General features: G+C 43.8%; 22 protein-coding genes. All 22 read right to left on the bottom strand.

The window, feature by feature from the left end:
- Positions 1-8 precede the first annotated feature (8 nt).
- On the bottom strand, positions 9-941 hold the full coding sequence (mreC, locus tag V7D18_RS27015) for a rod shape-determining protein MreC (protein ID WP_426159102.1): 933 nt from the start codon (positions 939-941) through the stop codon (positions 9-11).
- Positions 942-1,637: a RadC family protein gene (gene radC, locus V7D18_RS27020; protein ID WP_426159103.1), complete on the bottom strand. Its 696-nt coding sequence runs from the start codon at positions 1,635-1,637 to the stop codon at positions 942-944.
- Positions 1,638-1,685: 48 nt separating this feature from the next.
- Complete coding sequence (locus tag V7D18_RS27025) at positions 1,686-1,937, bottom strand: DUF4321 domain-containing protein (RefSeq protein WP_426159105.1); 252 nt, start codon at positions 1,935-1,937, stop codon at positions 1,686-1,688.
- Between the two features lie 90 nt (positions 1,938-2,027).
- On the bottom strand, positions 2,028-3,308 hold the full coding sequence (locus V7D18_RS27030) for an aminotransferase class I/II-fold pyridoxal phosphate-dependent enzyme (RefSeq protein WP_426159106.1): 1,281 nt from the start codon (positions 3,306-3,308) through the stop codon (positions 2,028-2,030).
- Positions 3,309-3,311: 3 nt separating this feature from the next.
- Positions 3,312-4,265, bottom strand: a complete 954-nt coding sequence (gene miaA, locus V7D18_RS27035; protein WP_426159258.1) for a tRNA (adenosine(37)-N6)-dimethylallyltransferase MiaA — start codon at positions 4,263-4,265, stop codon at positions 3,312-3,314.
- Positions 4,262-6,187, bottom strand: coding sequence for a DNA mismatch repair endonuclease MutL (mutL, locus tag V7D18_RS27040; protein WP_426159108.1), 1,926 nt, complete (start codon positions 6,185-6,187; stop codon positions 4,262-4,264). The genes miaA and mutL overlap by 4 nt, the downstream gene beginning before the upstream one ends.
- 17 nt (positions 6,188-6,204) lie before the next feature.
- Positions 6,205-8,859: a DNA mismatch repair protein MutS gene (gene mutS / locus V7D18_RS27045; protein ID WP_426159109.1), complete on the bottom strand. Its 2,655-nt coding sequence runs from the start codon at positions 8,857-8,859 to the stop codon at positions 6,205-6,207.
- A 27-nt stretch (positions 8,860-8,886) separates the two neighbouring features.
- A complete protein-coding gene (gene miaB, locus V7D18_RS27050; protein ID WP_426159110.1) occupies positions 8,887-10,329 on the bottom strand; it encodes a tRNA (N6-isopentenyl adenosine(37)-C2)-methylthiotransferase MiaB in 1,443 nt (480 codons plus the stop codon).
- 75 nt (positions 10,330-10,404) lie between these two features.
- Entirely contained in the window at positions 10,405-11,907 is a 1,503-nt protein-coding gene (abc-f, locus tag V7D18_RS27055) for a ribosomal protection-like ABC-F family protein (RefSeq protein ID WP_426159112.1), read from the bottom strand.
- A 299-nt stretch (positions 11,908-12,206) separates the two neighbouring features.
- Positions 12,207-13,451 (bottom strand): glutamate-5-semialdehyde dehydrogenase, encoded by a 1,245-nt coding sequence (locus V7D18_RS27060; RefSeq protein WP_426159113.1) that lies wholly within the window; start codon positions 13,449-13,451, stop codon positions 12,207-12,209.
- A 16-nt stretch (positions 13,452-13,467) separates the two neighbouring features.
- Entirely contained in the window at positions 13,468-14,010 is a 543-nt protein-coding gene (locus tag V7D18_RS27065; protein WP_426159114.1) for a 5-formyltetrahydrofolate cyclo-ligase, read from the bottom strand.
- Complete coding sequence (locus V7D18_RS27070) at positions 13,988-14,209, bottom strand: DUF896 domain-containing protein (RefSeq protein WP_426159116.1); 222 nt, start codon at positions 14,207-14,209, stop codon at positions 13,988-13,990. Before V7D18_RS27070 ends, V7D18_RS27065 begins: the two co-directional genes overlap by 23 nt.
- A gap of 10 nt (positions 14,210-14,219) precedes the next feature.
- Positions 14,220-15,083 (bottom strand): glutamate 5-kinase, encoded by an 864-nt coding sequence (gene proB / locus V7D18_RS27075; protein ID WP_426159118.1) that lies wholly within the window; start codon positions 15,081-15,083, stop codon positions 14,220-14,222.
- Between the two features lie 67 nt (positions 15,084-15,150).
- Positions 15,151-16,746, bottom strand: coding sequence for an NAD(P)/FAD-dependent oxidoreductase (locus V7D18_RS27080; protein WP_426159120.1), 1,596 nt, complete (start codon positions 16,744-16,746; stop codon positions 15,151-15,153).
- Between the two features lie 5 nt (positions 16,747-16,751).
- The gene (locus tag V7D18_RS27085) at positions 16,752-17,966 is read right to left on the bottom strand and encodes an NAD(P)/FAD-dependent oxidoreductase (RefSeq protein WP_426159122.1); all 1,215 of its coding nucleotides are present in this window, start codon (positions 17,964-17,966) and stop codon (positions 16,752-16,754) included.
- 69 nt (positions 17,967-18,035) lie between these two features.
- A complete protein-coding gene (locus tag V7D18_RS27090) occupies positions 18,036-18,422 on the bottom strand; it encodes a hypothetical protein (protein ID WP_117415507.1) in 387 nt (128 codons plus the stop codon).
- A 54-nt stretch (positions 18,423-18,476) separates the two neighbouring features.
- Positions 18,477-20,153, bottom strand: coding sequence for a putative polysaccharide biosynthesis protein (locus V7D18_RS27095; RefSeq protein ID WP_426159123.1), 1,677 nt, complete (start codon positions 20,151-20,153; stop codon positions 18,477-18,479).
- The gene (locus V7D18_RS27100; RefSeq protein WP_426159125.1) at positions 20,140-21,294 is read right to left on the bottom strand and encodes a DUF3048 domain-containing protein; all 1,155 of its coding nucleotides are present in this window, start codon (positions 21,292-21,294) and stop codon (positions 20,140-20,142) included. Before V7D18_RS27100 ends, V7D18_RS27095 begins: the two co-directional genes overlap by 14 nt.
- The gene (ybeY, locus tag V7D18_RS27105; protein WP_426159127.1) at positions 21,291-21,788 is read right to left on the bottom strand and encodes an rRNA maturation RNase YbeY; all 498 of its coding nucleotides are present in this window, start codon (positions 21,786-21,788) and stop codon (positions 21,291-21,293) included. The genes V7D18_RS27100 and ybeY overlap by 4 nt, the downstream gene beginning before the upstream one ends.
- A complete protein-coding gene (locus tag V7D18_RS27110; protein WP_426159130.1) occupies positions 21,778-22,794 on the bottom strand; it encodes a PhoH family protein in 1,017 nt (338 codons plus the stop codon). Before V7D18_RS27110 ends, ybeY begins: the two co-directional genes overlap by 11 nt.
- The gene (gene yqfD, locus V7D18_RS27115) at positions 22,781-24,025 is read right to left on the bottom strand and encodes a sporulation protein YqfD (protein WP_426159131.1); all 1,245 of its coding nucleotides are present in this window, start codon (positions 24,023-24,025) and stop codon (positions 22,781-22,783) included. The genes V7D18_RS27110 and yqfD overlap by 14 nt, the downstream gene beginning before the upstream one ends.
- Before the next feature lie 26 nt (positions 24,026-24,051).
- Positions 24,052-24,318 (bottom strand): YabP/YqfC family sporulation protein, encoded by a 267-nt coding sequence (locus V7D18_RS27120; RefSeq protein WP_117415513.1) that lies wholly within the window; start codon positions 24,316-24,318, stop codon positions 24,052-24,054.
- Positions 24,319-24,411: the final 93 nt, after the last annotated feature.

A 24,411-nucleotide genomic window follows, 5' to 3' on the forward strand; every position in this document is an offset into this window, starting at 1 on the left:
ACTCCTTTTCACTGTTGAGAAGCGCTTTCACTTTCTGAAGTCTGGGCTGATTCCGCAGTCGTCTGTGCAGTCTCTTCTCCCTCTGCAGATGGGGCTGATTCCCCTTCCTTCATCATATCGGCCTTCAGCTGGGTAATTACAAGCACCTCCTGAAGGCTGTCAAATTCTGCTGCCGGAATTAAATAACCGGATTTAGTCACATTATTCGTATCATTGGTGATATCGGAAGCATATCCCACTAAAATTCCAGGTAAAAACACAGAGCTGATATTGGATGTTACGATCTTATCTCCGTCTTTTAAATCGCTTTCTTTTAATACATTGGTAATCCTTAACCTGCCATCTTTAAACAGGGTTAAGTCGCCGGCAACAATACAGCTGTCTCCGGACTGCATGGCCATACCGCTGACCCGGCTGGAATCATCTATGATGGACCGTACGGTAGCATAATTGGCACCTACGTCGGTAACAATTCCCACAAGGCCGCCGCCTGCCACCACATTCATATCTGTGGCAATTCCATCCCTGGAACCTTTGTCAATTCGAAACACTTTAAACCAGTTGCTTGAATCGTTGGCAATTACTCTGGCTCCAACCTTTGTATACTGTCCGTATTCCTGGTCCAGACTGTACAGTTCCCTTAATCGTTTTAATTCAAATTCTTCTGACTGCAGCCTGGTGTTTTCCTCAGTCAGCTGGTTAATAAGATCTTTCATATCCTTATTTTCAATCATCGCATCCTTAAGCTTGGAATAATCCGTGAACTCATCATAAATAGCAGATCCCACCGAATTGACTCCCGACTGTACCGGGATCAGGAAATATCCCACGCCGGTCCGAAGAGGCGTAAGCCACTCGTCATGAATCGAAGTCAGTCCAATTAAGAGGACACAAAAAACTGTTAATGCAATCAGAATATATTTACTGCGCTTTGGTTCCATCTATACGATTCCCCGTTCTTTTAAACTGATATAGGAATTATCTCCTATAATGATATGATCCAACAGTCTGATACCAATTAAATCCCCTGCCTCCTTCACCCTGCGGGTAATAGAAAGATCCTCTCTGCTGGGAGCCGGATCTCCGCTGGGGTGATTATGGACCATAACCAGGCTGACTGCATGATGTCTGACTGCTTCAATGAAAATCTCCCTGGGAGAAACAACGGAAGTATTCACCGTTCCCTGAGAGATCATAATGTCCTTTATAAGGGCACCTTTTGTATTTAAGAGCATGACAAAAACCTGCTCCTGCTCTCTGTGGCGCATATCTTCCACAAAGTAATTGACGATATCCTGAGGACTGTGAAAATTAATTCCTTTGGGGCAGGCCGTCCTCTTCCAGATTCTTCTGGAAAGTTCTCCGATGCATAAAAGCTGTGCACCTTTCACACGGCCGATTCCCTTCACCTGCATCAGTTCCTGCATGGAAAGATGCAAAAGCCCTAAAATACCCTCTCGCGGATAGTTTAAGGCCAGTATCTTTTGTGACAGTGCCAGGGAATTGTCCTCTCTGGAACCTGTCCGGATAATAATGGACAGAAGTTCTGCATCACTTAAACCTTCCGGACCCTCTTTTAAACACTTCTCACAGGGCCTTTCATCCTTAGGGATGTCTTTCATCGTTATACGTTCCATATGCCTCCTACGGTTACTCTCCAGGTACGCAACAGACACATGTATGATTTAAATCAACCGATACGCCACCAGGGCTGCAGCCATTCCTATAATGCCAGCCATGGTAATTTTAATATTAATGCCGAAGGTTATAACCAGAATACCAAAATTGACAATTAACGGAGCATCAAATCCAAATGACTGGCCAGTATTTAACCAGGACAGCCATGGGATTGTCTTAGTCAGATCTCCGACAAAGCCGCCGATCACAACACCGGCAAGCATAAGAAGAAGCAGTACCCAGTAGTTTTTACCTCTCATCTGTTATGATACTCCTTTTTGTTTCCTGGCAGGATTATCCATACCTATCAAAATATTCTAGCATAATTTTACAGCTGTGTACACCCTTTTTTACAATACAATCAAACCTGCTTCCAGAAGCTTCTGGAGTGACATCAATATTCCAAGCTTTGCATGATACCAGGTAAGACCGCCCTGGAAATATACTGCATATGGCGGCTTAATTGGGGCATCCGCACTTAACTCAATAGAAGATCCCTGTACAAAAGCACCGGCTGCCATAATAACAGGGGCATCGTATCCCGGCATATCCCACGGCTCCGGAGTAACGAAGCTGTCCACCGGTGCCGCTGCCTGAATTCCCTGGCAGAAAGCGATCACTCCTTCCGGATTTCCAAACGTGACAGCCTGTATAATATCATGGCGGGACTGGGTTCCATCAGGTACTACCGGAAATCCCAGTCTCTCATAAATATTCGCCGCAAAAACAGCACCCTTTAAAGCACCTGCCACTACTGTGGGAGAAAGAAAGAGTCCCTGGTAAAAAGACTGGTTCAGCCCCAGACTTGCGCCGACCTCCTTCCCCAGTCCTGGTGCAGTAAGGCGGTAGGAAGCACGGTCGATACAGTCTGTTCTTCCGGCAATATAACCGCCGATGGGAGCAAGACCTCCGCCGGGATTTTTGATCAGTGATCCCACAATCATATCGGCGCCCACATCGGAAGGCTCAATCCGCTCCACAAACTCACCGTAGCAGTTATCTACCATACAGATAACATCGGGTTTGATTTTTTTTATGAAAGAAATCAGATCACCGATCTGTGAAACAGAAAAAGTGGGGCGGGTATCATAGCCCTTGGAACGCTGAATGGTAACCAGACGTGTCTTTTCATTTACCGCTTTTGCAATGGAATCATAATCAAAGGTTCCATCGGAAAGGAGGTCTACCTGACGGTATACAACACCGTATTCTTTCAGTGATCCCACACTCTCCCTGATTCCAATCACTTCCTCCAGCGTATCATATGGCTTTCCTGCAGGGGAAAGAAGTTCATCTCCCGGACGTAAATTCCCGGATAAGGCGATGGAAAGTGCATGGGTACCGCTGATTAAATTGGGTCTTACCAGCGCGCTTTCCGTGTGGAAAACACTGGCATAAACAGCCTCCAGTGTATCGCGCCCCAGATCATTGTACCCATAGCCAGTGGTTGCTGCAAAATGAATGTCACTGACTCTGTTATCCTGCATGGCTTTAATGACCTTCATCTGGTTATATTCCGCATTTTTATCTATTTCTTCAAATCTTGATTTCAAATCTGTCTCAATCTTTGTTCCAAAGTCCAGAACCTTCCGGCTGATTCCAAGTTCCTCATACATACTGTCTATTTCCATGATTTAACATTTCTCCAATCCGATAATCTCATTCGTATCCTGCACAATCTTTTTTAGAACCCGGTCTAAATCATAATCATAATCGGGAAGATATATATTTCTGACATCTCTTTCCCGTTTAAACCAGGTAATCTGCCGTTTGGCAAAATGTCTGGTATCCCGCTTCAGGATATATACAGCCTCTTCAAGTGTACAGATTCCCTGAAGATAATCCAGTATTTCCTTATATCCCAGTCCCTGCATGGATACCATCTCTCTGGTGCAGCCCTTTTCTTTCAACCTTTTAACTTCCGAAACCAGCCCCCGTTCCATCATTAAATCCACACGCCGGTCAATTCTCTGATACAAAACCTCCCGGTCCATGTTTACTGTATAATACAGGAAATTATAGGGAGAGGATTTTTCCCTTTCCCGTCTGTTGTGCTCTGAGATTTTTTCTCCCGTCTGCCTGAAATACTCAATAGCTCGGATTACCCGTTTCTTATTGTTGTGATGAATCTCTGCGGCAGAATCGGGATCTATCTTTTGAAGCAGTGCATGAAGGTATTCCCCGCCTTTTTCTCTTCCCATGGTTTCCAGTTCCTCCCGTATGGAGGAATCCTCGCCTGTTTCCGTAAAATCAATGTCGTAGAGAAGCGCCTGGATGTAGAATCCGGTGCCTCCTGTCACAATAGGAATATTTCCATGAGAATAAATAGTATTCACTGCAGCCTTTGCCATTTTCTGAAAAACTGCCACATTAAATTCCTCATCCGGACTCAGTACGTCAATTAAATAGTGGGGTATTCCTTTTTTTTCTTCTTCTGTGATCTTGGCAGATCCAATATCCATATGACGGTAAACCTGCATGGAATCTGCACTGATAATTTCCCCTCCGATTGCCTGGGCAAGACGGACCGATAAATCTGTTTTGCCTGCGGCTGTTGGACCGGTTATAATAATTAATGGTTTCATCAGACAATCCTCTTAAATTTCTTTTCTAGTTCATACCGACTCATGGAAATGATCGTCGGTCTGCCATGAGGGCAGGCATAAGGATTTTCCAGTTTCAGAAGCTGATCGATCAGTTCATTGGCTTCTGCCGCTGATAAGGAATTTCCTCCCTTCACTGCTGCTTTACAGGACATTGACGCCACTTTCTCGTAAATGATCGAGGGATTGGTAAATGACGTATCATCGGACAAGCTGTCAATCATTTCAATCAGCAGTTCCTTCTTCGCAATGGTAAAAAGATTGGCCGGAACACCTCTCACTGCAAATTCTTTTCCGCCAAATGGCTCAATTTCAAATCCCATGTCTGTAAAAACAGACAAATGGCGGTTCAGCAAAAGCTCTTCATTCCGGTTTAATGTAAGTATAATCGGAGGGTTGATCACCTGGGAAGTATATTCTCTGGATTTAAGTGTTGCCATGGTTTTCTCATATAAAACCTTTTCGTGGGCTGCATGCTGGTCAATAATATAGAGCTGGTCAGAAAATTCCACCAGCCAGTAGGTATCGAACACCTGACCGATCAGTTTATGTTTTATACGGGACTCCGGCTCTAAAAGCTTTCCGTCAAACAAATCCAGCTGCTCTGCCTTTTGTTCCTGTTTCATCTGGCTTAACTGCTGCTTTACAACAGGCCTCTCTTCTAAAACAGGTACCGGAGGAGCCAGCCAGTTTTCTTCCAGAGTGTCCGGTTCTCTGACTGATTCAGGCTGAGGCGGGATCAGGCGTTTGGGGAAAGAAAATCCGTCAGATGGCTTTTTTTCCTGGGAAACAGCTGTCTGATTCAAAGCCATGAGCCTATGATTTTCAAATGGTTCCGGTGAAGGCTGGAACTTTTTTCCAGGCATCTCCTCTTTCTTTTCTTCGCTTTTTTTATTGAGGCTGACCTCCGGAATCAATTCTTTATGTGCAAGGGCATTTGCTACTGCCTGATAAACCATATGATAGATCATTTCTCCGTCACGGAAGCGAAGTTCCATCTTGGTGGGATGAACATTCACATCAAGCAGTTCCGGTTCTATGGTAAAATGAAGCATGGTAAACGGATACTTATGCTGCATCATAAACGGCCGGTAAGCTTCTTCAATGGCCCGGGAAATAATACTGCTTTTAATAAATCTTCCGTTGATGAAATAATTTTCGTAATTCCGGTTGCCTCTGGCAATCACCGGTTTTCCAATAAAACCATTTACAGTGACCTCACCCTTTTTAACCGTTACCTCTAACAGGTTGGATGCAATTTCTCTGCCAAATACGGTATATATAATATCTTTCAGATTATGGTTTCCGGATGTATGAAGCTTATTCTGATTATTCTGTATAAATCGTATGGATACCTCCGGGTGGGAAAGCGCCAGCTTCTCCACCAGATCAGCCACATGCGCGCCTTCCGTAACCGGAGTTTTCAAAAACTTTTTTCTTGCGGGTGTATTGAAAAATAAGTTTCTTGCAATGAAGGTTGTTCCTTCCGGTGCACCGATTTCCTCGATGGACCGTTCCATTCCTCCCTCGATCTGGTATCTGGTACCTGTTAACCCAATACTGGTCTTTGTAATAATCTCAACCTGTGAGACTGATGCAATACTGGCAAGCGCCTCACCGCGGAATCCCAGAGAGGAGACTGTAAACAGGTCCTCTACCGATTTGATTTTACTGGTGGAATGGCGCAGGAAAGCAAGAGGAACCTCTTCCTTTGGAATACCGCAGCCATTATCCGTCACGCGGATAAATGAGGTTCCGCCTTCTTTGATTTCCACCGTAACAGCTGTCGCCTTTGCATCAATTGCATTCTCCAAAAGCTCCTTTACCACAGAAGCCGGACGCTCAACCACTTCTCCCGCTGCTATTTTATTAATCGTATTCTGATCCAGTACGGTTATATTTGCCATGGCACCTGCTCCTTTTCCTATTGCCAGCGATTTTTCAGTTTGGTCTGCAGACGGTATAACGTATTAAGGGCATCAATGGGAGTCATGTTGCCAAGCTCCAGTTCTCCCAATTCCCTGATTATATCATCATCCTTTACCGTATCGAAAAGTGACATCTGCTGCAAATCCACTTCATCCGGCTTTGGAACAGCCTTCCGCTGGGATATGCCGCCATTCGCTTCCGCTATTTCTTTCGCTTTTGCTGTAATATCCGCATCACTTAACTCTGCAAGCAGTTCCTTGGCTCTGATTATGACAGTATCGGGAACACCGGCAAGCTTGGCTACCTGAATTCCATAGCTTTTATCAGCTCCGCCTTTAATTATTTTCCTTAAAAAAACAATGTCATCTCCCTGCTCTTTCACAGCGATGCAGTAGTTATTGACCCCGCTCATGGTCCCTTCCAGTTCGGTCAGCTCATGATAATGAGTGGCAAACAAAGTCTTTGCTCCCAGGAGCTTTAAATTGCTGATATGCTCCACCACTGACCAGGCAATGCTCAGTCCGTCAAAGGTACTGGTTCCTCTTCCGATTTCATCCAGGACGATCAGACTGTTTTTGGTGGCGTTGCGCAGAATATTGGCAACCTCCGTCATCTCCACCATAAAAGTACTCTGACCGGAAGCCAGATCATCAGAAGCTCCCACACGGGTAAAAATCCGGTCACAGATTCCGATGTTTGCTTCATCAGCAGGAACAAAGCAGCCAATCTGAGCCATCAGTACAATCAGCGCCGTCTGCCTCATATAGGTTGATTTTCCCGCCATGTTAGGTCCCGTTATAATAGACAGGCGGTTTTTTCCATTGTCTAAATAAACATCGTTGGATACGAACAAATCATCCCGAAGCATCTTTTCCACAACCGGATGGCGTCCGTTTTTAATATCAATGATACCCTTTTCATTAATCTGGGGCTTCACATAATTATTTCTCGTTGCTACAGAAGATAAGGAAACCAGCACATCAATCCCTGCAATGGCTCTGGCGCTTTTCTGAATTCGAAGTACCTTGGAAGCAATCATATCCCGGACTTCGCAGAAAAGGTCATATTCCAGGGAAAAAAGCTTATCCTCAGCTCCCAGGATGATATCTTCCAGTTCCTTTAACTCATTGGTGGTATAACGTTCTGCATTGGCCAGTGTCTGTTTTCTGATAAAATAATCCGGAACCATATCCTTAAAGGAATTGGTCACTTCAAAATAGTAACCAAATACTTTGTTGTACTTCACTTTCAGATTCTTGATTCCGCTTTTTTCTTTTTCCCTTGCCTCTAAATCTGCCAGCCAGGTTTTACCTTCTGTTTTCGCACTGCGGAGCTTATCCGCCTCTTCATGAAAGCCTTCTCTGATGATTCCGCCCTCTCTGATGGACACAGGGGGATCTTCAATAATTGCACGTTCAATGTAATCCTTTATATCATCAAGGGGATCCAGATCATTATACAGATCAGTTAAGAGCCCGCTGGTAAATTCTTTTAACAGTGTTTTAATATACGGAAGCATCTCCAGTGAATTCTTAAATGCGATTAAATCCCTGGGATTTGCAGTTTTATAGCTGATTCTTCCGATCAGGCGCTCCAGATCATAGATGGGATTTAAATACTCACTGATCTCCTCTCTGGATATGTAATTCATATTCAGTTCTTCAATGGCATTCTGACGGCCTATAATCTCAGATTTATGAATCAGGGGCTGTTCCACATAGGTGCGCAGCATTCTGGCTCCCATTGCTGTTTTGGTCCGGTCCAGAACCCATAGAAGACTTCCCCGTTTCTGCTTTTCCCTGAGCGTTTCAAGAAGCTCTAAGTTTCTTCTGGTGGATGTATCAATGATCATGTACTGCCCGGTGGAATAAGGTGTGATTGTTGTGATATGGGACAGGCTGCTTTTCTGGGTTTCGTACATGTACTGCATCACTGCGCCGGCTGCAATCACACCCATATCGTAATCATCAAGCCCAAGCCCTGTAAGGGTGCCTACCTGATAATGTTCACGTAAAATTTTTCTGCAGACTTCGTCGGAAAAATAATGATGATCCAGAGATGAAATAACCGTATGATACCGGTTTTTAATTTCTTCTATATCCACTCCTGATACATAAAAAGCTTCATTGCAAATGATTTCAGATGGTGTAAATTTGTTAATTTCATCAATCAGTTCCCGGTCGGATTCCACTTCTGTTACCAGAAAATCGCCGGTGCTGATATCTGTGACGGCAATGCCATATGCCTCTCCGATGTAAACAACTCCCATCAGATAATTATTTCTTGTTTCATCAAGAGCCTGCGCGCTGGTTATGGTTCCGGGAGTTACCACACGGATTACTTCCCGTTTAACAAGTCCCTTGGCCTGCCTGGGATCCTCCATCTGTTCGGCAATGGCAACTTTATACCCCTTTTGTACCAGACGGTTTAAATAGGTTTCAACAGCATGATGAGGAACGCCGCACATAGGTGCCCGTTCCTCTAATCCGCATTCTTTACCAGTTAAAGTTATTTCCAGCTCTCTGGATACCGTAATCGCATCTTCAAAAAACATTTCATAAAAGTCACCCAGCCTGTAAAATAAAAGACATCCCGGGTATTCTTTTTTTGTTTCCAAATAATGAGCCATCATTGGCGATAATCCAGCCATTCTCTTTTGTTTCCTCTTTTCTTCTGTTTATGGTCTTAACGTTCCCATATAATAAAATCCCTTGGATTCATCAAGATATACGTCCACTATTTTTCCGATCAGAGAAGGATCTCCCTTAAAATGAACGGTCGTGTTATTGCTTAACCGTCCGGTTAAATAACCCTCTCCATGATCATTTACTTCCTCTGCCAGGACCTTCTGGACTGTATGCACTTCTCTGCCGCAAACCTCAGATGAAATCTTCTGGACTAAAGACAACAGTCTGTCAAAACGTTCCTTTACAACTTCATCCGGGACCTGGTCTTCCATTTTTGCTGCCGGTGTACCTGTGCGCTTGGAATAGATAAAAGTAAATGCACTGTCAAAGCGTACTTTTCTTACTACATCAAGTGTTTCCTCAAAGTCTTCCTCTGTTTCCCCCGGGAACCCTACAATAATGTCAGTAGTCAGTGAAATATCCGGCATGGCAGAACGTATTTTTTCAACAAGCTCTAAATATTTTTCTTTTGTATATTTCCGGTTCATAAGCTTTAGGATCCGGCTGCTTCCTGACTGGAGAGGAAGATGAAGGTGACGGCATACTTTTTTGGAGTTTTTCATGGCCTCTATCAGTTCATCGGATAAATCCTTAGGGTGTGACGTCATAAAACGGATGCGCTCCAGCCCTTCCACCTCATCTGCCTGGATAAGAAGATCTGCAAAGCTGATTGGTTCTTCCAGCGTTTTCCCATAGGAGTTTACGTTCTGGCCCAGCAGCATAATCTCTACCACACCGTCATCTGCAAGTCCTTTTATCTCAGTAATAATATCTTTTGGGCTGCGGCTGCGCTCCCTTCCTCTTACGTAGGGTACGATACAGTAGCTGCAGAAATTATCACAGCCAAACATAATGTTGACACCGGACTTAAATGAATATTTCCTGTCAGCCGGAAGGTCTTCCACCACCTGGTCTGTTCCCTTCCAGATGTCAACCACCATCTTTTTGGCTTCCAGACGCTGGTATAAAAGCTCAGCCAGCTTATAGATATTATGAGTACCGAAAATAACATCTACAAACCGGTAGCTCTTTTTAATTTTTTCCACCACATCTTCTTCCTGCATCATGCATCCGCAAAGAGCAATCATCATGTCAGGATTTTTCTTTTTCAGACTGTTTAAAACTCCCAGCCTCCCGTAAACCTTCTGATTGGCATTTTCTCTTACAGTACAGGTGTTATAAAGAACAAAATCTGCCTCCTCGGTGTCTGTCTGTTCAAATCCAACAGCCTCTAAAATTCCCTGGAGCTTTTCGGAATCTCTGGAATTCATCTGACAGCCAAATGTCTGTGTACAAAAGGTCATAGGGCGTCCAAGCTCTTCACTCCGCTGTTTTACATACCTGCTGACTTTTGCCATAAAATAATATTGTCTTTCAGGTTCCCTTACCGGCACTTCCCCTTTTATATCAATCTGATCTATATCAATCTGCATCTGAAAAATCCCTTTCATTCATTCTGTTTTTTAAACCCTTTATCAAAAGCATTTTACATGAAACACCATAAAATGTCAACTTTGCCAGACGGTTTCAGCACCCACATTCTGTGTAAAGAACTCATCATGCTCCACCAAAAGCATGGACGGCTGAAATTTAAGGATCAGGTTTTCAATCTGGATTCTGGAATATACGTCTATAAAGTTTAAAGGTTCATCCCATATATAAAGGTGGGCCTGCTCACACAGACTGCGCGCAATAAGAACTTTTTTCTTCTGCCCCTCGCTGAACGCCTCCATGGGTTTTTGAAATTGTTCTCTTGAAAAATCCAGTTTCCTTAACAAGGCTTTAAACAGAGAATCCTCCAAACCGCACTGCTTTCCGTATTCTGTCAGGCTTCCCTTTAAAAAAGAGGTATCCTGGGAAACGTAGGAAATCTTCAGTCCGCTTGCCACTTCAATGGTTCCATGGTAATCAATCAGACTTTCCGGGTTTTTATTATCTAAAATCAATTTCAGAATGGTTGTTTTTCCGCTGCCGTTCTTCCCCTGCAGTGATAACCGCTGTCCCTGTTCAAGGTTAAAACTGACCGGAGCGCATACCGGTCCCTCATAGTACGGCACAACATCCTTTAAAACAAGCAGTCTGCCGGAATGGTGTTTTAACGGATACAGCTTTAAATCTTCTGCTTCCTCAACATTTTTCAACAGCCCTCTCTTCTCTTCAATTGCCTGGTTCTGCCTGCGCTCTAAGTTTTTTCTGCGCATCTGCATACGCCTTGATTTTTCTCCCACATAAGCCCGGGTATCAATGGATGTTTCATAGATCGCGGACTTTTTTCCTATTTTGGTGGACTCCACTTTATCCGCCCATTCTCCGGATTGTCTGGCTGCTGCTTCAAGATGGCGGATATCCTTTTTTAAACGTTCATTTTCCGATTGTTCATATTGATCCTTTCTCTGCCGGTTTTCGTACCACACAGAGAAATTTCCTTTTTGAACCTCAATATCAGCCCGATTAATGGATAAAATGTGATCTACCGATTCATCTAAAAATTTTCGGTCATGAGACACCAATATGAAACCTTTTTTGCTGTTTAAATACTGGCTGACCAGTGCCCTTCCTTCTCTGTCCAGATGATTGGTCGGCTCATCAATGAGGAGAAAATTACCTTCTCGTAAAAATAAGGCAGCCAGCAAAACCTTTGTCCGCTCTCCGTTTGACAGCGTATTGTAAGGCCGGTAAAGCACATCCTCTGAAACCTGCAGCTTTGTCAGTTCTCTTTTTAACTCCCAGTACGGGCAGTCGCCAAGAATGGAATTGACAATATCAAGTGTCTGCGCTTCCTGGTCCTCCACTTCATAGGGAAAATAATCAAATCTGACGCTTGATATAATACTTCCTGTATATTCCATCCGGTTCATAAGAAGATTTAAAAATGTAGTCTTCCCCCGCCCGTTTCTTCCTGTAAAACCAAGCTTCCAGTCTGTATCCAGCTGAAACGAAGCGTGTTCAAATACCGGATCACTGCTTCCTTCGTAAGTAAATGAAAGATCTGTAACCTGAATCAATGACATAGACATCCCTCCAAATATTGCAGTAAATAAATTTCTGCATAAAAAACAGCTGCAAGAATTGTAATTCTCACAGCCGTTCCTTTTACCGATGGTGTCTATTTCCGGACACAAAAAAAGGCTTGAGAATGAAGTAATATTCTTGCAAAAACAAGCACAATAAAAAAAGATATAAAATATCCTGATTTCATTATGCAGTTACTTTACAAGAATTATTTCTTCATCCTTTCACCCCTTCCATTTCTTCTGTCGGTAGTTTATCACACAATAAAAGAATTGTCAAACAATGATGGCAAATTATATTATGGCCGAATTTGTCCATTTCCATAAATAATATATTTGGTGGTAGTAAGTTCTTTTAATCCCATAGGACCTCTGGCGTGCAGCTTCTGTGTACTGATTCCGATCTCAGCTCCAAAACCGAATTCGTATCCATCGGTAAACCGGGTGGATGCATTCACATAAACAGCTGCTGCATCAATTTCATTTAAAAATTTCTGGGCATTATTATAATCGGATGTAATGATTGCCTCCGAATGTTTGGTATTATAACGGTTAATATGAGCTATGGCTTCCTCTACAGAATCAACAAGCTTTAAAGATACAATATAATCTAAGTACTCCGTACCCCAGTCTTCTTCCTTAGCCGGTACAAAATTCTTTACAATCTCACACGCCCCCTCATCCGCGCGTATTTCCACTGATTTTGTTGAAAGGCGCTGGTTTAATAAGGGTAGGAACCGGGCTGCCACCGCTCTGTGTACCAAAAGCGATTCACATGCATTGCAAACCCCAATTCTCTGAGTTTTTGCATTAAAGATGATATCCAGTGCCATGTCAAAATCTGCTGATTCATCTACAAAGATATGGCAGTTACCTGTGCCGGTCTCAATCACAGGAATGGTGCTGTTATCAACAACGCTTTTTATAAGCCCTGCCCCTCCTCTTGGGATCAGTACATCCACATATTCACGAAGACGCATAAATTCCTTTGTCTTTTCTCTGTCTGTATCCGTGATGAGCTGGAGAACATCTTCCGGCAGTCCTGCACGGGACAGCCCTGTTCTTAACCATTTGACAATGGCTTTATTGGACTCCAGAGCATCGCTTCCACCTTTTAAAATCACTGCATTACCGGATTTAAAACAAAGTCCGAAGGCATCAGCTGTCACATTAGGCCTGGCCTCATATATAATTCCAACAACCCCGAGAGGGACCCTTTTCTGACCAATGGTAAGCCCGTTAGGCCGCATCTTCATGGAAAGAACTTCTCCCACAGGATCTTCTAGTGCCGCTACTGCCAGAAGTCCCTGTGCCATGTCTTCGATTCGCTTCGGTGTCAGTTCCAGCCTGTCTACCAGTCCCTGGTTCATTCCTGCTGCCGTCGCCTTAATCACATCATCCTGATTGGCAGAAAGAATCTCCGCCTCACCTTCCAGCAAGGCGGCCGCTGCCAGTTTCAGCCCTTCATCCTTTTTTGCAGAACCAGCGATTCCAATCATTCCTGTTACTTCTTTCGCCTTTTTACCAATCTCAGTTATTGTCATGAAAGTCTCCTCTCTTTTAAGGAATAATAATCATATCTACTGTCTTATCATATGAATCTGCGGGGATCCTGTCAAATATCTGAAAATTATAGGCAATGGCGATTCTCCTATGGGCAGGTTCCTTTTCAAAGAACCGGTCATAATATCCTCCTCCGTACCCAAGCCGGTTTCTGTTTTTATCAAAGGCAATTCCCGGCACTATCACGGGAGCTTCCGTATCATTGATTTTTAAACAGGTTGACTTGGGTTCCATAATCCCCATCGTTCCTTCTTCCAGATCGGTCTTTCCAGTGATAACATAAAAATCCAGTTTCTTTCCTGACACTTTGGGAACAGCTACGCATTTCCCCTGTTTTAACAACAGATCCATGAATTTCCAGGTTCCTGCTTCATGGCGCATGGAAGCGTAACAGTAAATGCAGAACGCTCTGTTTATTTCCTCAAGTTCCGAAAGCCTGGCACAGATCGCTTCATCCCATTGTGCCTCTATTGACACACTAAGACTGTTCCGCTGTTCCTTCACCCATTTACGAATCTCATTCTTCTCCAACTTTTCCATACTTTTTTCCCAGATCCGTAACAGTACCATCTGTTTCCTGAATGGAGATACTGTTTAGATTTCCTCTTAAGCTGTTCCGTATGGCTTCAATGTACTCTTTTCTTAAAGCCGCCTGTTCCGCCTTCTCTTCTTCTGAAAGTCCGGTTGCTTTGGATTTATGATAAAGCGTGTTAATCCGGTCGATTTTATCCTGATTCATCTTAGTCTCCTTAATACTCGTAATTAATATAGGTCATCAAATCAAAGTCATGATTGGGGTGGGCCAGAAATAAAGTTCCTTTCTCCTGTCCCTCTAAAATCTGGCTGATAATTTCCACATGGTCACCGTTGGCAATCACCATATCACAGCCGCTGTCTGTTGCGATCCTGGCTGCTGCAAGCTTTGCTGACATACCTCCTGTGCCCACGTCACTGCCTGATGTGGATTTGCCCATATTCATCAGTTCCGGTGTGATTTCTCTCACCAGGCTGATGAACCTTGCATCTGAGTTCTGCCTGGGATCATCAGAATACAGTCCGTCAATATCAGATAAAAGGATGAGAAGATCCGCTCCGATTAATGCAGCTACAACCGCTGAGAGCCTGTCATTGTCGCCGAAATTATCCACAAGGGGAATCTCTGAGGTAGAAACAGTATCATTCTCATTGACAACAGGAATGGTACCCAGCTTTAAAAGTTCATCAAAGGTATTCTGTGCGTTAAAGCGGCTGTTTTCACTGACCATGGTATTCTTTGTAAGAAGCACCTGTGCCGCTATCTGGTTGTATTCGGCAAACAGCTTCTGATATACCATCATGAGCCTGGCCTGCCCGACTGCTGCAAAAGCCTGCTTCTCAGAGATGGTTACAGGCCTTGTATGACGGCCAAGTGCCTGCCGTCCAGCTGCAATCGCACCGGAAGAAACTAAAACCACTTCCTTACCCTGTCCTTTTAAATCACTGATTACCCGGATGAGCTTTTCAATCTTCATCAGATTTAAATCCCCGGTATGAGTATGGGTTAAGGAAGAAGATCCGATTTTAATTACAATTCGTTTTTTATCCTTCAGTTTCACTCGTTCCTCAATATTCATCTTCTTCATCCGCTTTCTAAATTACTTTTTATCTCATATCTTACATCATTTTTAAAAATACGTCAATTTAGAAAGAAAAGCTTTTATATCTTCTGGCAATGGCTTCTGCCACTTTTAGTCCATCCATCGCAGCAGACGTGATCCCGCCTGCATAGCCGGCGCCTTCTCCACAGGGATAAATGCCCCTGATCCTGCTTTCAAATGCTTCATCTCTGGAAATCCTTACCGGTGATGAAGTCCTGCTTTCCACGCCTGCCAGTATGGCATCCTGCCTGCAAAAGCCGCGTATCTTTCCTTCAAAAGCCTCAACGCCTTCGATAATGGATTCCGATATATAATCAGGAAGCATTTCTCTCATATTTGTAAATTCATATCCTCCCTTGAATGCCGGTTTCACATCTCCAAAGGTATTTGAACTGCAGTTTCTCTTAAAATCCCCGTAAAGCTGGATTGGTATGTTGCCCTTACCCTGCAGATAAGCTGCTTCTTCCAGTTTCCTCTGATAAGCAATTCCCGCAAGGGGTGAACCGCCGCCAAAATCCTCAGGAGTTACAGTGACAATGAGCGCACTGTTTGCATTGATACCATCACGCTTATGATAGCTCATACCATTGACTGCCAGCCGCCCTTCTTCTGAGGAAGCATTCACAACATATCCGCCGGGGCACATGCAAAATGTATAGATCCCTCTTCCGTTTTTGCACTGATGGGTAAGCTTATAATCTGCCGCTCCAAGAATCTCATGAGCAGCCTCCCCGTACTGGGAACGGTTGATAGCCTCCTGGGGGTGCTGGATTCTGAGTCCTACGGCAAACGCTTTGGCTTCCATGGGAACCCCTCTGCGTTCAAGTACATGAAACGTATCCCTTGCACTGTGTCCGATGGCCAGAATTAAAGTATCAGCAGGGATCTCTTCCCTTTCATTAACTTTGATGCCGGAGATCTTCCCGTCTGTCATTAAAACATCCGTAACAAGGCTGTTAAAACGGACCTCTCCTCCAAGGCGGATGATCTCCTTTCTCATATTTTTTACGATTCCGCTCAGTACATCAGTACCGATATGAGGCTTGTTTATATACAAAATAGAAGGGTCTGCGCCGAATTCCACAAACAGCTCTAAAACCTTGCGATTTCGCATCAGAGGGTCCTTAACCAGAGTATTTAATTTTCCGTCAGAGAAGGTTCCTGCCCCGCCCTCACCAAACTGAACGTTGCTGTCCGGATTTAATGGTGTGCCGTTCCAGAACCCATCCACTGCAAGCCGCCTGCTGTCTACATCTTCGCCCCGCTCTAAAAGAAGAGGATGGTAACCGCTTCTGGCCAGCATGACTGCACAAAACAGCCCTGCAGGGCCTGCACCCACAATGACCGGACGGTTTGTCATTGTTTCTGTTCCGATCTCAGGAAATTGGTATTCCCTTTTCACTGCCGGTGTAACATTGACATTTTTAGCTCTATGTATAACTGCTTCTTCATTTTTTGTCTCAATGTCAATGGAGTAGATAAAATGAATCTCCTCTTTTTTACGGGCATCAACTGATTGTTTGATTATTTCATAAGACTGTATCTCAGTTACGGGTATTCGTAATAATTTAGCCGCTTTCGCCAGCAGATCTTCTTTTGTGTGATCGACTGCAAGTTTTAATTGATTGATTCGTATCATAATATTTATCCTCTTCCTGCATGAATTCCTGCCGTAATTCCGCTGGACCATGCCCACTGCAGGTTATAACCCCCGCATATTCCATCTACATCAAGGATTTCTCCCGAAAAATAGAGTCCCTTTATTAGTTTCGATTCCATTGTAACAGGATCTACCTCTTTTGTATCCACACCGCCGCTGCATACCTGAGCCTGATCAAACGCATTGGTAGAAACAATTACTGTATTTAAATCCTTTAAGCAGCGGACAAGATTCTTAATCTCTCTTGTTGTAATCTCTTTTACCCATGATGCCCGTGTAATACCGGCCTCTTTTAAAAGTATCTTAGCCAGTTTGGAATTTAACACACCATGTAAAAATTCTTCCGCCGGTCTGTATCCAAACCTTCTGTGCCGCTCCAAAAGAAGCATTTCTAAGTCTGAAAACGAGAGTTCAGGAAGTAAATCCAGCTGTGCTGTCACCTGCTGTCCTTCGTTTAAGGCCCTTGCAGCATATCTGCTGATCTGAAAAACAGGAATACCGGAGATTCCGTAATCTGTGATCTGAAGTTCGCCTCTGTCTGAGGCCGCCGTCTTTCCATCTGTCTTAAGAGTCACAAGTGCATCCGTCCGTACTCCTGCTGCCTGCCTGTACCATTTTTCCTTACAGCGAAGCTGCACAAGAGCTGGCAGAGGTGTTACAATACGATGCCCCAGCTTACGGGCAAGATCATAACCGCTTCCATCAGAACCCGTTTTGGGGGCTGCCATGGAACCAGCAGCGAGAATAATCCTGTCTCCTTTTCGTTTTCCTTTCTCTGTTACTACAGTCAGATCCTTTTTAATCTCTTCCACCCGGCATTCCGTCAAAATCCGGACGCCCAGATGTTCCAGTTCAAAAAGCATCGCCTCCAGGACTGTGGCTGCCTGTCCGGTATTAGGATAGACATATCCATTGCGCTCTGTCAGAACGATTCCCAGATCTTTGAAGAAATCCATCGTCTGGCTTACGGTAAATGCATTCAGTGCCGAATATGCAAAATCCGGCTGATTACCCCTGTATGCCCCTGCCGGTAGCTGTAAATTCGTAATATTACACTTTCCATTACCGGTTGAAAGAAGCTTCTTTCCCGGCCTGGCTGTATGTTCCATAATTGTAACAGAAGCTCCCTCTCTGGCTGCAGAAATACCCGCTGCCAGACCAGAAGCTCCGGCCCCAATAATTATGATCTGTTGTTTCATCCTGTCCCCCTCATATTCAGTCAGACTTATTGTATCCGCTTTATCATAAAATTTCAATCAGATTTCTGTTTAGCTTGTATAGGATTCCAGATAATTGAATACTTCAACCATCGAGGGAAACCAGATTCCATCCATCAGCTTCCCTCTCTCTTCTTCCGGAAAATCAGTAACCGGCATATGGGTATAAAGGCAGATGGTTGTTTTATCCTGATAGAGGACGAGCAGATACCCATCCTCTGAAACCAGATAATATTTATCCTTGCTCTCAGCATTGGCAGGCTTTGCCTCTTCCTGGTTTATGACAATCTGCGCTTCTGTCACAGTTTCGGTTTCTATGGTTGCCCCGGGGAGGGCTTCCTCCGGTCTGACACTGTCCTTTGTAATGGCAAAGCCAATTCCCAGACAGATCGCAGATGCCGCAACAAATAATAGAAAGCAGAACATATACTTCTTCATGAGTTGATACCTCCTTCACGTAAGTATAGTATCTGCTTTCTTCTTACATTTTAATCATAAAAGATGGTATTTTCTTGCAATACCTGCCAATTTTCTGCCTCCGGGGAAGCCATTTAACTCGGTTTCATCGACACACTGGAATTTTAACAGTAACACTCCGTATACAATCACCGCCGCAGCCACAGCCGCCAAAACTCCCACTATATTATGCTTTAAAACTGCATGGATCAGAAAATACACCCCATAGGAAACAGCACCCATAATTCCTGCAGCAAGAGTAGGAAGAAAGAATGTTTTTCTGATCTCCTGATGATAATTTAAATATTTCCGTATGGAGAGGCCATTAAGCAGACACATGGTAAGTGCAAACAAAATGTTGGAATATAAGACTCCATATATCCCCATCTTAAGCGGAAACAGCATGACCCACAGGATTCCCACGTGAAGCACCAGGGAAATGACCGCGTTCTTTAACGGTGTCTTCATGTGATTAATTCCCTGAAGCACCGCATTGGTAACGGTTGACAGGGAGAAAAACACAACTGCAGAGGAGCCATATATCATCATCTTAATCAGTTCAATGTTATTGCTTCTGCTAAACAGCAGATTGCAGATAGGTCCTGCAAGCACAGTAAGCCCCACCGTGGAAGGAATTGCGATTATCATGGAAAAACGAATCACCATGGAAATCTTTCTTATGATCTGGCTCCTGCTTCTTTCTGCCACTGCCTGGGACAAAGATGGGATTAATGCAGATGCTAAAGAATTGGCAATTGCAACCGGTATATTAAAAAGAAGCCTGTATTTACCAGAATAGATTCCCCAGTTAGCAGCTATCTCCGGAGCCCCCATACCCATAGAAGACATACCTATGCCGTAAATGCTGTTATCAATCACGATGCTGATATTATATGCAACGCTGCTGAACACAATAGGAAGAACGGTCAGGATTAAAACCCCGGAAAGACTTTGATATGTTTCAAAATATCCGGAACGGTCTCTTCTGGACTGTCTTCTCATGATCGGCCGGTAGCTGAACATGAGAAACAAAAGGAACAGAAGGCCTGCAAGTGCTCCTGCACCGGTTCCAATGGTTCCGCCTGCTGCTCCAAACGCAAAGGAATACTGGGTTGATCCATAGAGCGCATTGGAACGAAGTCCTTCTTTAAAGAGCATTGCTGCTGCATAGATACTGATGACTGCATTGACAATCTGTTCAAAAATCTGGGATACCGCCGTAGGAAGCATGGTTCCAAGTCCCTGGAAGTACCCCCTGAAAACCCCGAGATAAGCGATGATCCAGACAGTAGGTGCCAGTGTTTTCAAAGCATAACTGGTATATGGCATCTTTAAAAACTGATTTGCAAACACATCCGCTCCGAACCACAGAACTGCAGCGCCCAAACCTCCCACAACCGTTCCATAAAACAATGATACTTTCAGTACCTTCATGGAATTAACATATTCTTTCCTCGCCATCCTTACAGCAACCATCTTGGATACTGCAGTGGGAAGGCTGTAGGAAGAAACAATTAATAAAATGGAGTAAATTGAAAAAGCGGAACTGTAATATCCGTTTCCTTCATCTCCTAAAATATCTGCAAGGGGTATCCGGTAAAACATTCCGATTATCCGGACAATAATGCCTGCAGCCGCAAGGATGATTCCCTGAAGAAGGAAGTTAGAAGAACCCCTTTTTTTCGTTTTTTTACTTGTCCTACTGTTTTCCATATATTTCTACTTTAGGAGAGTCCTGTGCTGAAATGATACAAACCCAGGTTTTCCCCTGGTTCAGGATGATCTCGTTATTCTCCATATCGTAATAATGTGTGGGCCCAAATTCTCCATCCTTGGACCATTTCACCGGAATTGCCCGGCCCCCGGTCACATACATTCCGAAAGAATCATTGTGAACATTGATATTTAAATATTCAGTAGTGGCATAATGAGCGGAGGGACAATACTGCAGGATAATATTCTTCACCCTGATCTGACCTTCATCCCCCTCGTGAGCCTTTCCATACTGGTATCTGTAATAAAGCCCGTCATCCTCATGGTACTCAAACCACGGCTTATTATAAACGTAGCCAGGGTAAACCTTATAAGCGTCCTTTACACTGTTCGCATCCTGTAAAGTAACCTCATGACCGGTTTTTGCAAAAAGATAATGCCCCTTATATTCCGGATTATATTCTCTTTTAAAGCCCAGCTTTTCTATGGACTTGTTTAACCGTTCCCCGCTGGTATAGGCATTGTGGGGAGATTTCCGGTCGGAGGAGCGGAAATAGGCAACGGAACCAATGGCCTCCAGACCATTGATGTGATCTAAATTCGACAGATAAGGCTTGGCAAAGGTGCTTTGTCCATAATGGGCATAAACAGCATCAAATTCACGGGCAAAGTATGTATAATACGTTCTGCAGCTTCTGACAGAGCCAATTCTTGAAAGATTATCATAATCTTCAATAATTGCCATGTACCGGTTCATTCCGCCTTCTACCGGAGCTTCATAAACAACTCCTGCCCGATTGATTCCATATTGAGGCTGCGCCTCCTTATCATTGCTCATCATCACTGCTACCGGCCTCCGGTTACCAATGGCTGCATCCACCATCTCACCGGTTAAATAACTGCGTATTTTGCCATCTTTCTCGATACGTTCTTCACTGGTATAGTATTCACCGGATTCACTGTCCTCACCGGGGGATTGCTCTGTACTGCTGTTTATGCGGATCTCTTCTGTCGATTGTTCCTTCTGTGATTCTGACTGGGCGTTTGTAACAGATACTTCCTCGTACTTTTTACCGCAGCCAGAGAGCAAGGCTGCAGACAGCATTCCTATAGCAAAACCAAACCATACCTTTTTTTTCATCTCACGTATCCCCTCCGGCTTAAAATTTCTTCCTGCTTTCGTTCCATAACAAGGCGTTCTTCGTCTTCCATATGGTCATAGCCGCATAAATGCAGCATGCTGTGAGCGATTAAAAAAGCCAGCTCCCGTTCTATGGAATGCCCGTATTTTTCCGCCTGTTCCTCCACCTTGTCTACAGAAACCACTATATCCCCCAGGAGAAGTTCTCCTGTCTCCGGGTTAAAGGAGTCATACTCCGCCTCTTCCAGATGATCGAAATCAGAAGGTGTCTCATATTCAATCATCGGAAAAGAAAGTACATCGGTGGGACTGTCAATATTCCTGTATTCCTGATTGATCTGGCGGATATCCTCGTTATCTGTAATAAGAACATTAATCTCTGCCTCATAAGGGCAGTTTTCATAATCCAGCGCTTCCTCTGCCACACTGGTTATAATCTCTTCATAGGGAATTTTCAGCTTTTTCTCCGCTTCGTATTCTATATTAATCGTCATAATGCGCCTTTCTTCCTGTAACTGTTTTCACTTTTCGATCAGCCGGCTTTTTCCTGGACTCAAAATCGTCATAAGCCTGTACAATTTTTTGAACCAGCGGATGGCGGACAACGTCACTGCTGGTCAGCTGACAAAAGCTGATATCATCAATTTTCTTTAAGATCCTCATGGCCATGTCAAGACCTGATACAGCTCCAGCCGGAAGGTCCTTCTGAGTCTGGTCGCCTGTAACAATCACCTTGGAGCCAAAACCGATTCTGGTTAAAAACATCTTCATCTGGGCAGGCGTTGTATTCTGGGCTTCATCAAGAATGATAAATGCATTATCAAGAGTCCTTCCACGCATATAGGCCAGAGGTGCTACCTCAATGAGACCTTTTTCCGCATTGTGAAGGTAGCTTTCAGCTCCCATAATCTGATACAGAGCATCGTAAAGCGGTCTTAAATACGGATCAATCTTACTCTGAAGATCACCCGGCAGAAAACCCAGCTTCTCCCCTGCTTCAATTGCAGGTCTCGTAAGAATAATCCTGTTTACTTCACCGTTTTTAAAAGCCTGAATTGCCATAGCCATGGCAAGATAGGTTTTACCGGTTCCAGCAGGACCAATTCCGAATACCACCATCTTTTTTCTGATCTGATCCACATACTGCTTCTGTCCCAGAGTCTTTGGCTTCACCGGCTTTCCGTTAATGGTTCTGCAGATAATATCTTTGTCTATCTCAAGGATCTGACTGTCGCTTTCCGTAAAGGACAGAGAAAGAGCATAATCCACATTCTGTTCTGCGATTACATTCCCTCGTTTGGAAAGCTCAATCAGATTGCTGAATACACTTTTCGCTCTCTGCACCATCTGTTCCGGACCGATGATTTTAAGAGCTCCATCCCTTGCAATCATGGTAACATGCAGGGTCCGTTCAATCTTTTTTAAATAGCTGTCAAATTGACCGCATACATTCTTCTCGTGTTCAATTGGAATATCTATGATAGTTTCAATTACGCTCATTTGAATTATTCGTCTCCTCCGGTTCCTCTGTTGTCTGCATCTTCAGCGCTTCCTGTCTGCCTAAGGGCTCCTCCGTCACAAAATCCATGGTAATCTGGCACAAAGATTCATTATCTAGTATTTTAACATGATTTTCCAGAATTTGTACCCCCTTTTCCAATAATTTTTTTTGGAAGCTCTGATTCATCTGATCTGCCAGTTCTTTCTTCTCTTCTTCCGTATAAGGGCGTTCATAGGACACATACTCTTTCCCTGTTATTTTTCCCACATAAATGGGCAGATAAAAGTTTTCAAACAGATGAAGCTGGGTTTCTTCCATCGTTCGTTTCCACGATGTCCCTTCCGGTCTGGGTCTCATTAACAGAAAGGAAAACTGAAAGGCTTTTATATACCGCCCTCTTCTTACTTTCCCGGTCTCCACCTCAATGGTCTTAAATAACGGAACCTTCCTGTTATAATGATACTCTGTTCTGGCTGTTATATCCCCGTCAGAGTGTACATAATGAGTATTTACAATTTCCTCGCTGTCCCCAATGATGGGAAGTGTGCCGCTGACCAGCACATCTCCTGCAGCCACCTGATCCCCGACCTTTACCATAGGAACTCCGCTTCGGACAATCATGGAGGTAATGGTTCCATCCTTTTGGGCAATAAGATCGCAGGGAGTTTCATCCCTGACCGGAATGTCAGAAAGCACTTCATTCTCTTTTATCTTAACCAAAAGTCTGGTTCCCGATACTCTTGCAGACACCCAGGTAATTTCCGGAAAACGGGTTCTTAATGATTCCTCCAGCACATCACAGTCAATTTTTGACTTTCTCATGCCATAACGAATCTCCTCTGACTCGCAGAACTTTAAAAGAGTGTCATATGTATACATCTGATTTCCATCAAATTCAATATCCCAGATAAAAAGGGACAAAGCATAAAGTATCATCATAAAACCAAAAAAGCCAGCCGCATAAAATTTTCTTCTTCTGTTCCGGTATAAAAAAAAAGGAAGTCCAAACTTTTTCAAAATTCTAAGTCTGACCTTCGATTTACGGACAAGAGGTTTGATTTTACGAAATCCCGGTACAGTGATAAAGAACCGGTAAGCATGCCCGGAATGAACTACATCCCAAACCTCAATTTCATGTGCGCTGCACATATTAAAAAAACGTTCCGGAGAAAAACCGGTCATTTCAACGAAAAGATATCCGAAAAAGTGATGATTCAGCCATGTAAGCACGTAACTACACCTCCATTATTCCCAGTCTAATCAAATTCCAGGGATTTAATGTAACCGTTGATTTTCATCTCTTCATTGGTGTAATACTCAATCATCAGACGGCTGCCTCCTATGATAACCCGGCAGTTTTTTGCCTGAATCTTGATTAAACAGTCCGTATATAAAATAATGCTTCTGTAATTTTCGATCACAACACTATGGCGGCCCAGAAACGATACAAGCACTTCTCCAAGAACCACATCCTTTGGAAGTTTTAAGGCGGAAGCTGCTTTTACTTTTGTTTCCTCCAGCATAACTTTTTCGCCTTTCTCTTTTCTCTTCTTTTCTACTATATGCAATTATAATATGGAAAATTCTATAGCGCGTAAAAAGGCGAAAAAACCCCT

It is taken from the genome of Lacrimispora sp. 38-1 (assembly GCF_049890855.1).
Lineage (GTDB): Bacteria > Bacillota > Clostridia > Lachnospirales > Lachnospiraceae > Lacrimispora.

Coding starts and splice junctions, on each gene's coding strand:
- mreC (WP_426159102.1), bottom strand. CDS start 941: ATGGAACCAAAGCGCAGTAAATATATTCTGATTGCATTAACAGTTTTT.
- radC (WP_426159103.1), bottom strand. CDS start 1,637: ATGGAACGTATAACGATGAAAGACATCCCTAAGGATGAAAGGCCCTGT.
- V7D18_RS27025 (WP_426159105.1), bottom strand. CDS start 1,937: ATGAGAGGTAAAAACTACTGGGTACTGCTTCTTCTTATGCTTGCCGGT.
- V7D18_RS27030 (WP_426159106.1), bottom strand. CDS start 3,308: ATGGAAATAGACAGTATGTATGAGGAACTTGGAATCAGCCGGAAGGTT.
- mutL (WP_426159108.1), bottom strand. CDS start 6,187: ATGGCAAATATAACCGTACTGGATCAGAATACGATTAATAAAATAGCA.
- mutS (WP_426159109.1), bottom strand. CDS start 8,859: ATGGCTGGATTATCGCCAATGATGGCTCATTATTTGGAAACAAAAAAA.
- miaB (WP_426159110.1), bottom strand. CDS start 10,329: ATGCAGATTGATATAGATCAGATTGATATAAAAGGGGAAGTGCCGGTA.
- abc-f (WP_426159112.1), bottom strand. CDS start 11,907: ATGTCATTGATTCAGGTTACAGATCTTTCATTTACTTACGAAGGAAGC.
- V7D18_RS27060 (WP_426159113.1), bottom strand. CDS start 13,451: ATGACAATAACTGAGATTGGTAAAAAGGCGAAAGAAGTAACAGGAATG.
- V7D18_RS27065 (WP_426159114.1), bottom strand. CDS start 14,010: ATGGAAAAGTTGGAGAAGAATGAGATTCGTAAATGGGTGAAGGAACAG.
- V7D18_RS27070 (WP_426159116.1), bottom strand. CDS start 14,209: ATGAATCAGGATAAAATCGACCGGATTAACACGCTTTATCATAAATCC.
- proB (WP_426159118.1), bottom strand. CDS start 15,083: ATGAATATTGAGGAACGAGTGAAACTGAAGGATAAAAAACGAATTGTA.
- V7D18_RS27080 (WP_426159120.1), bottom strand. CDS start 16,746: ATGATACGAATCAATCAATTAAAACTTGCAGTCGATCACACAAAAGAA.
- V7D18_RS27085 (WP_426159122.1), bottom strand. CDS start 17,966: ATGAAACAACAGATCATAATTATTGGGGCCGGAGCTTCTGGTCTGGCA.
- V7D18_RS27090 (WP_117415507.1), bottom strand. CDS start 18,422: ATGAAGAAGTATATGTTCTGCTTTCTATTATTTGTTGCGGCATCTGCG.
- V7D18_RS27095 (WP_426159123.1), bottom strand. CDS start 20,153: ATGGAAAACAGTAGGACAAGTAAAAAAACGAAAAAAAGGGGTTCTTCT.
- V7D18_RS27100 (WP_426159125.1), bottom strand. CDS start 21,294: ATGAAAAAAAAGGTATGGTTTGGTTTTGCTATAGGAATGCTGTCTGCA.
- ybeY (WP_426159127.1), bottom strand. CDS start 21,788: ATGACGATTAATATAGAATACGAAGCGGAGAAAAAGCTGAAAATTCCC.
- V7D18_RS27110 (WP_426159130.1), bottom strand. CDS start 22,794: ATGAGCGTAATTGAAACTATCATAGATATTCCAATTGAACACGAGAAG.
- V7D18_RS27120 (WP_117415513.1), bottom strand. CDS start 24,318: ATGCTGGAGGAAACAAAAGTAAAAGCAGCTTCCGCCTTAAAACTTCCA.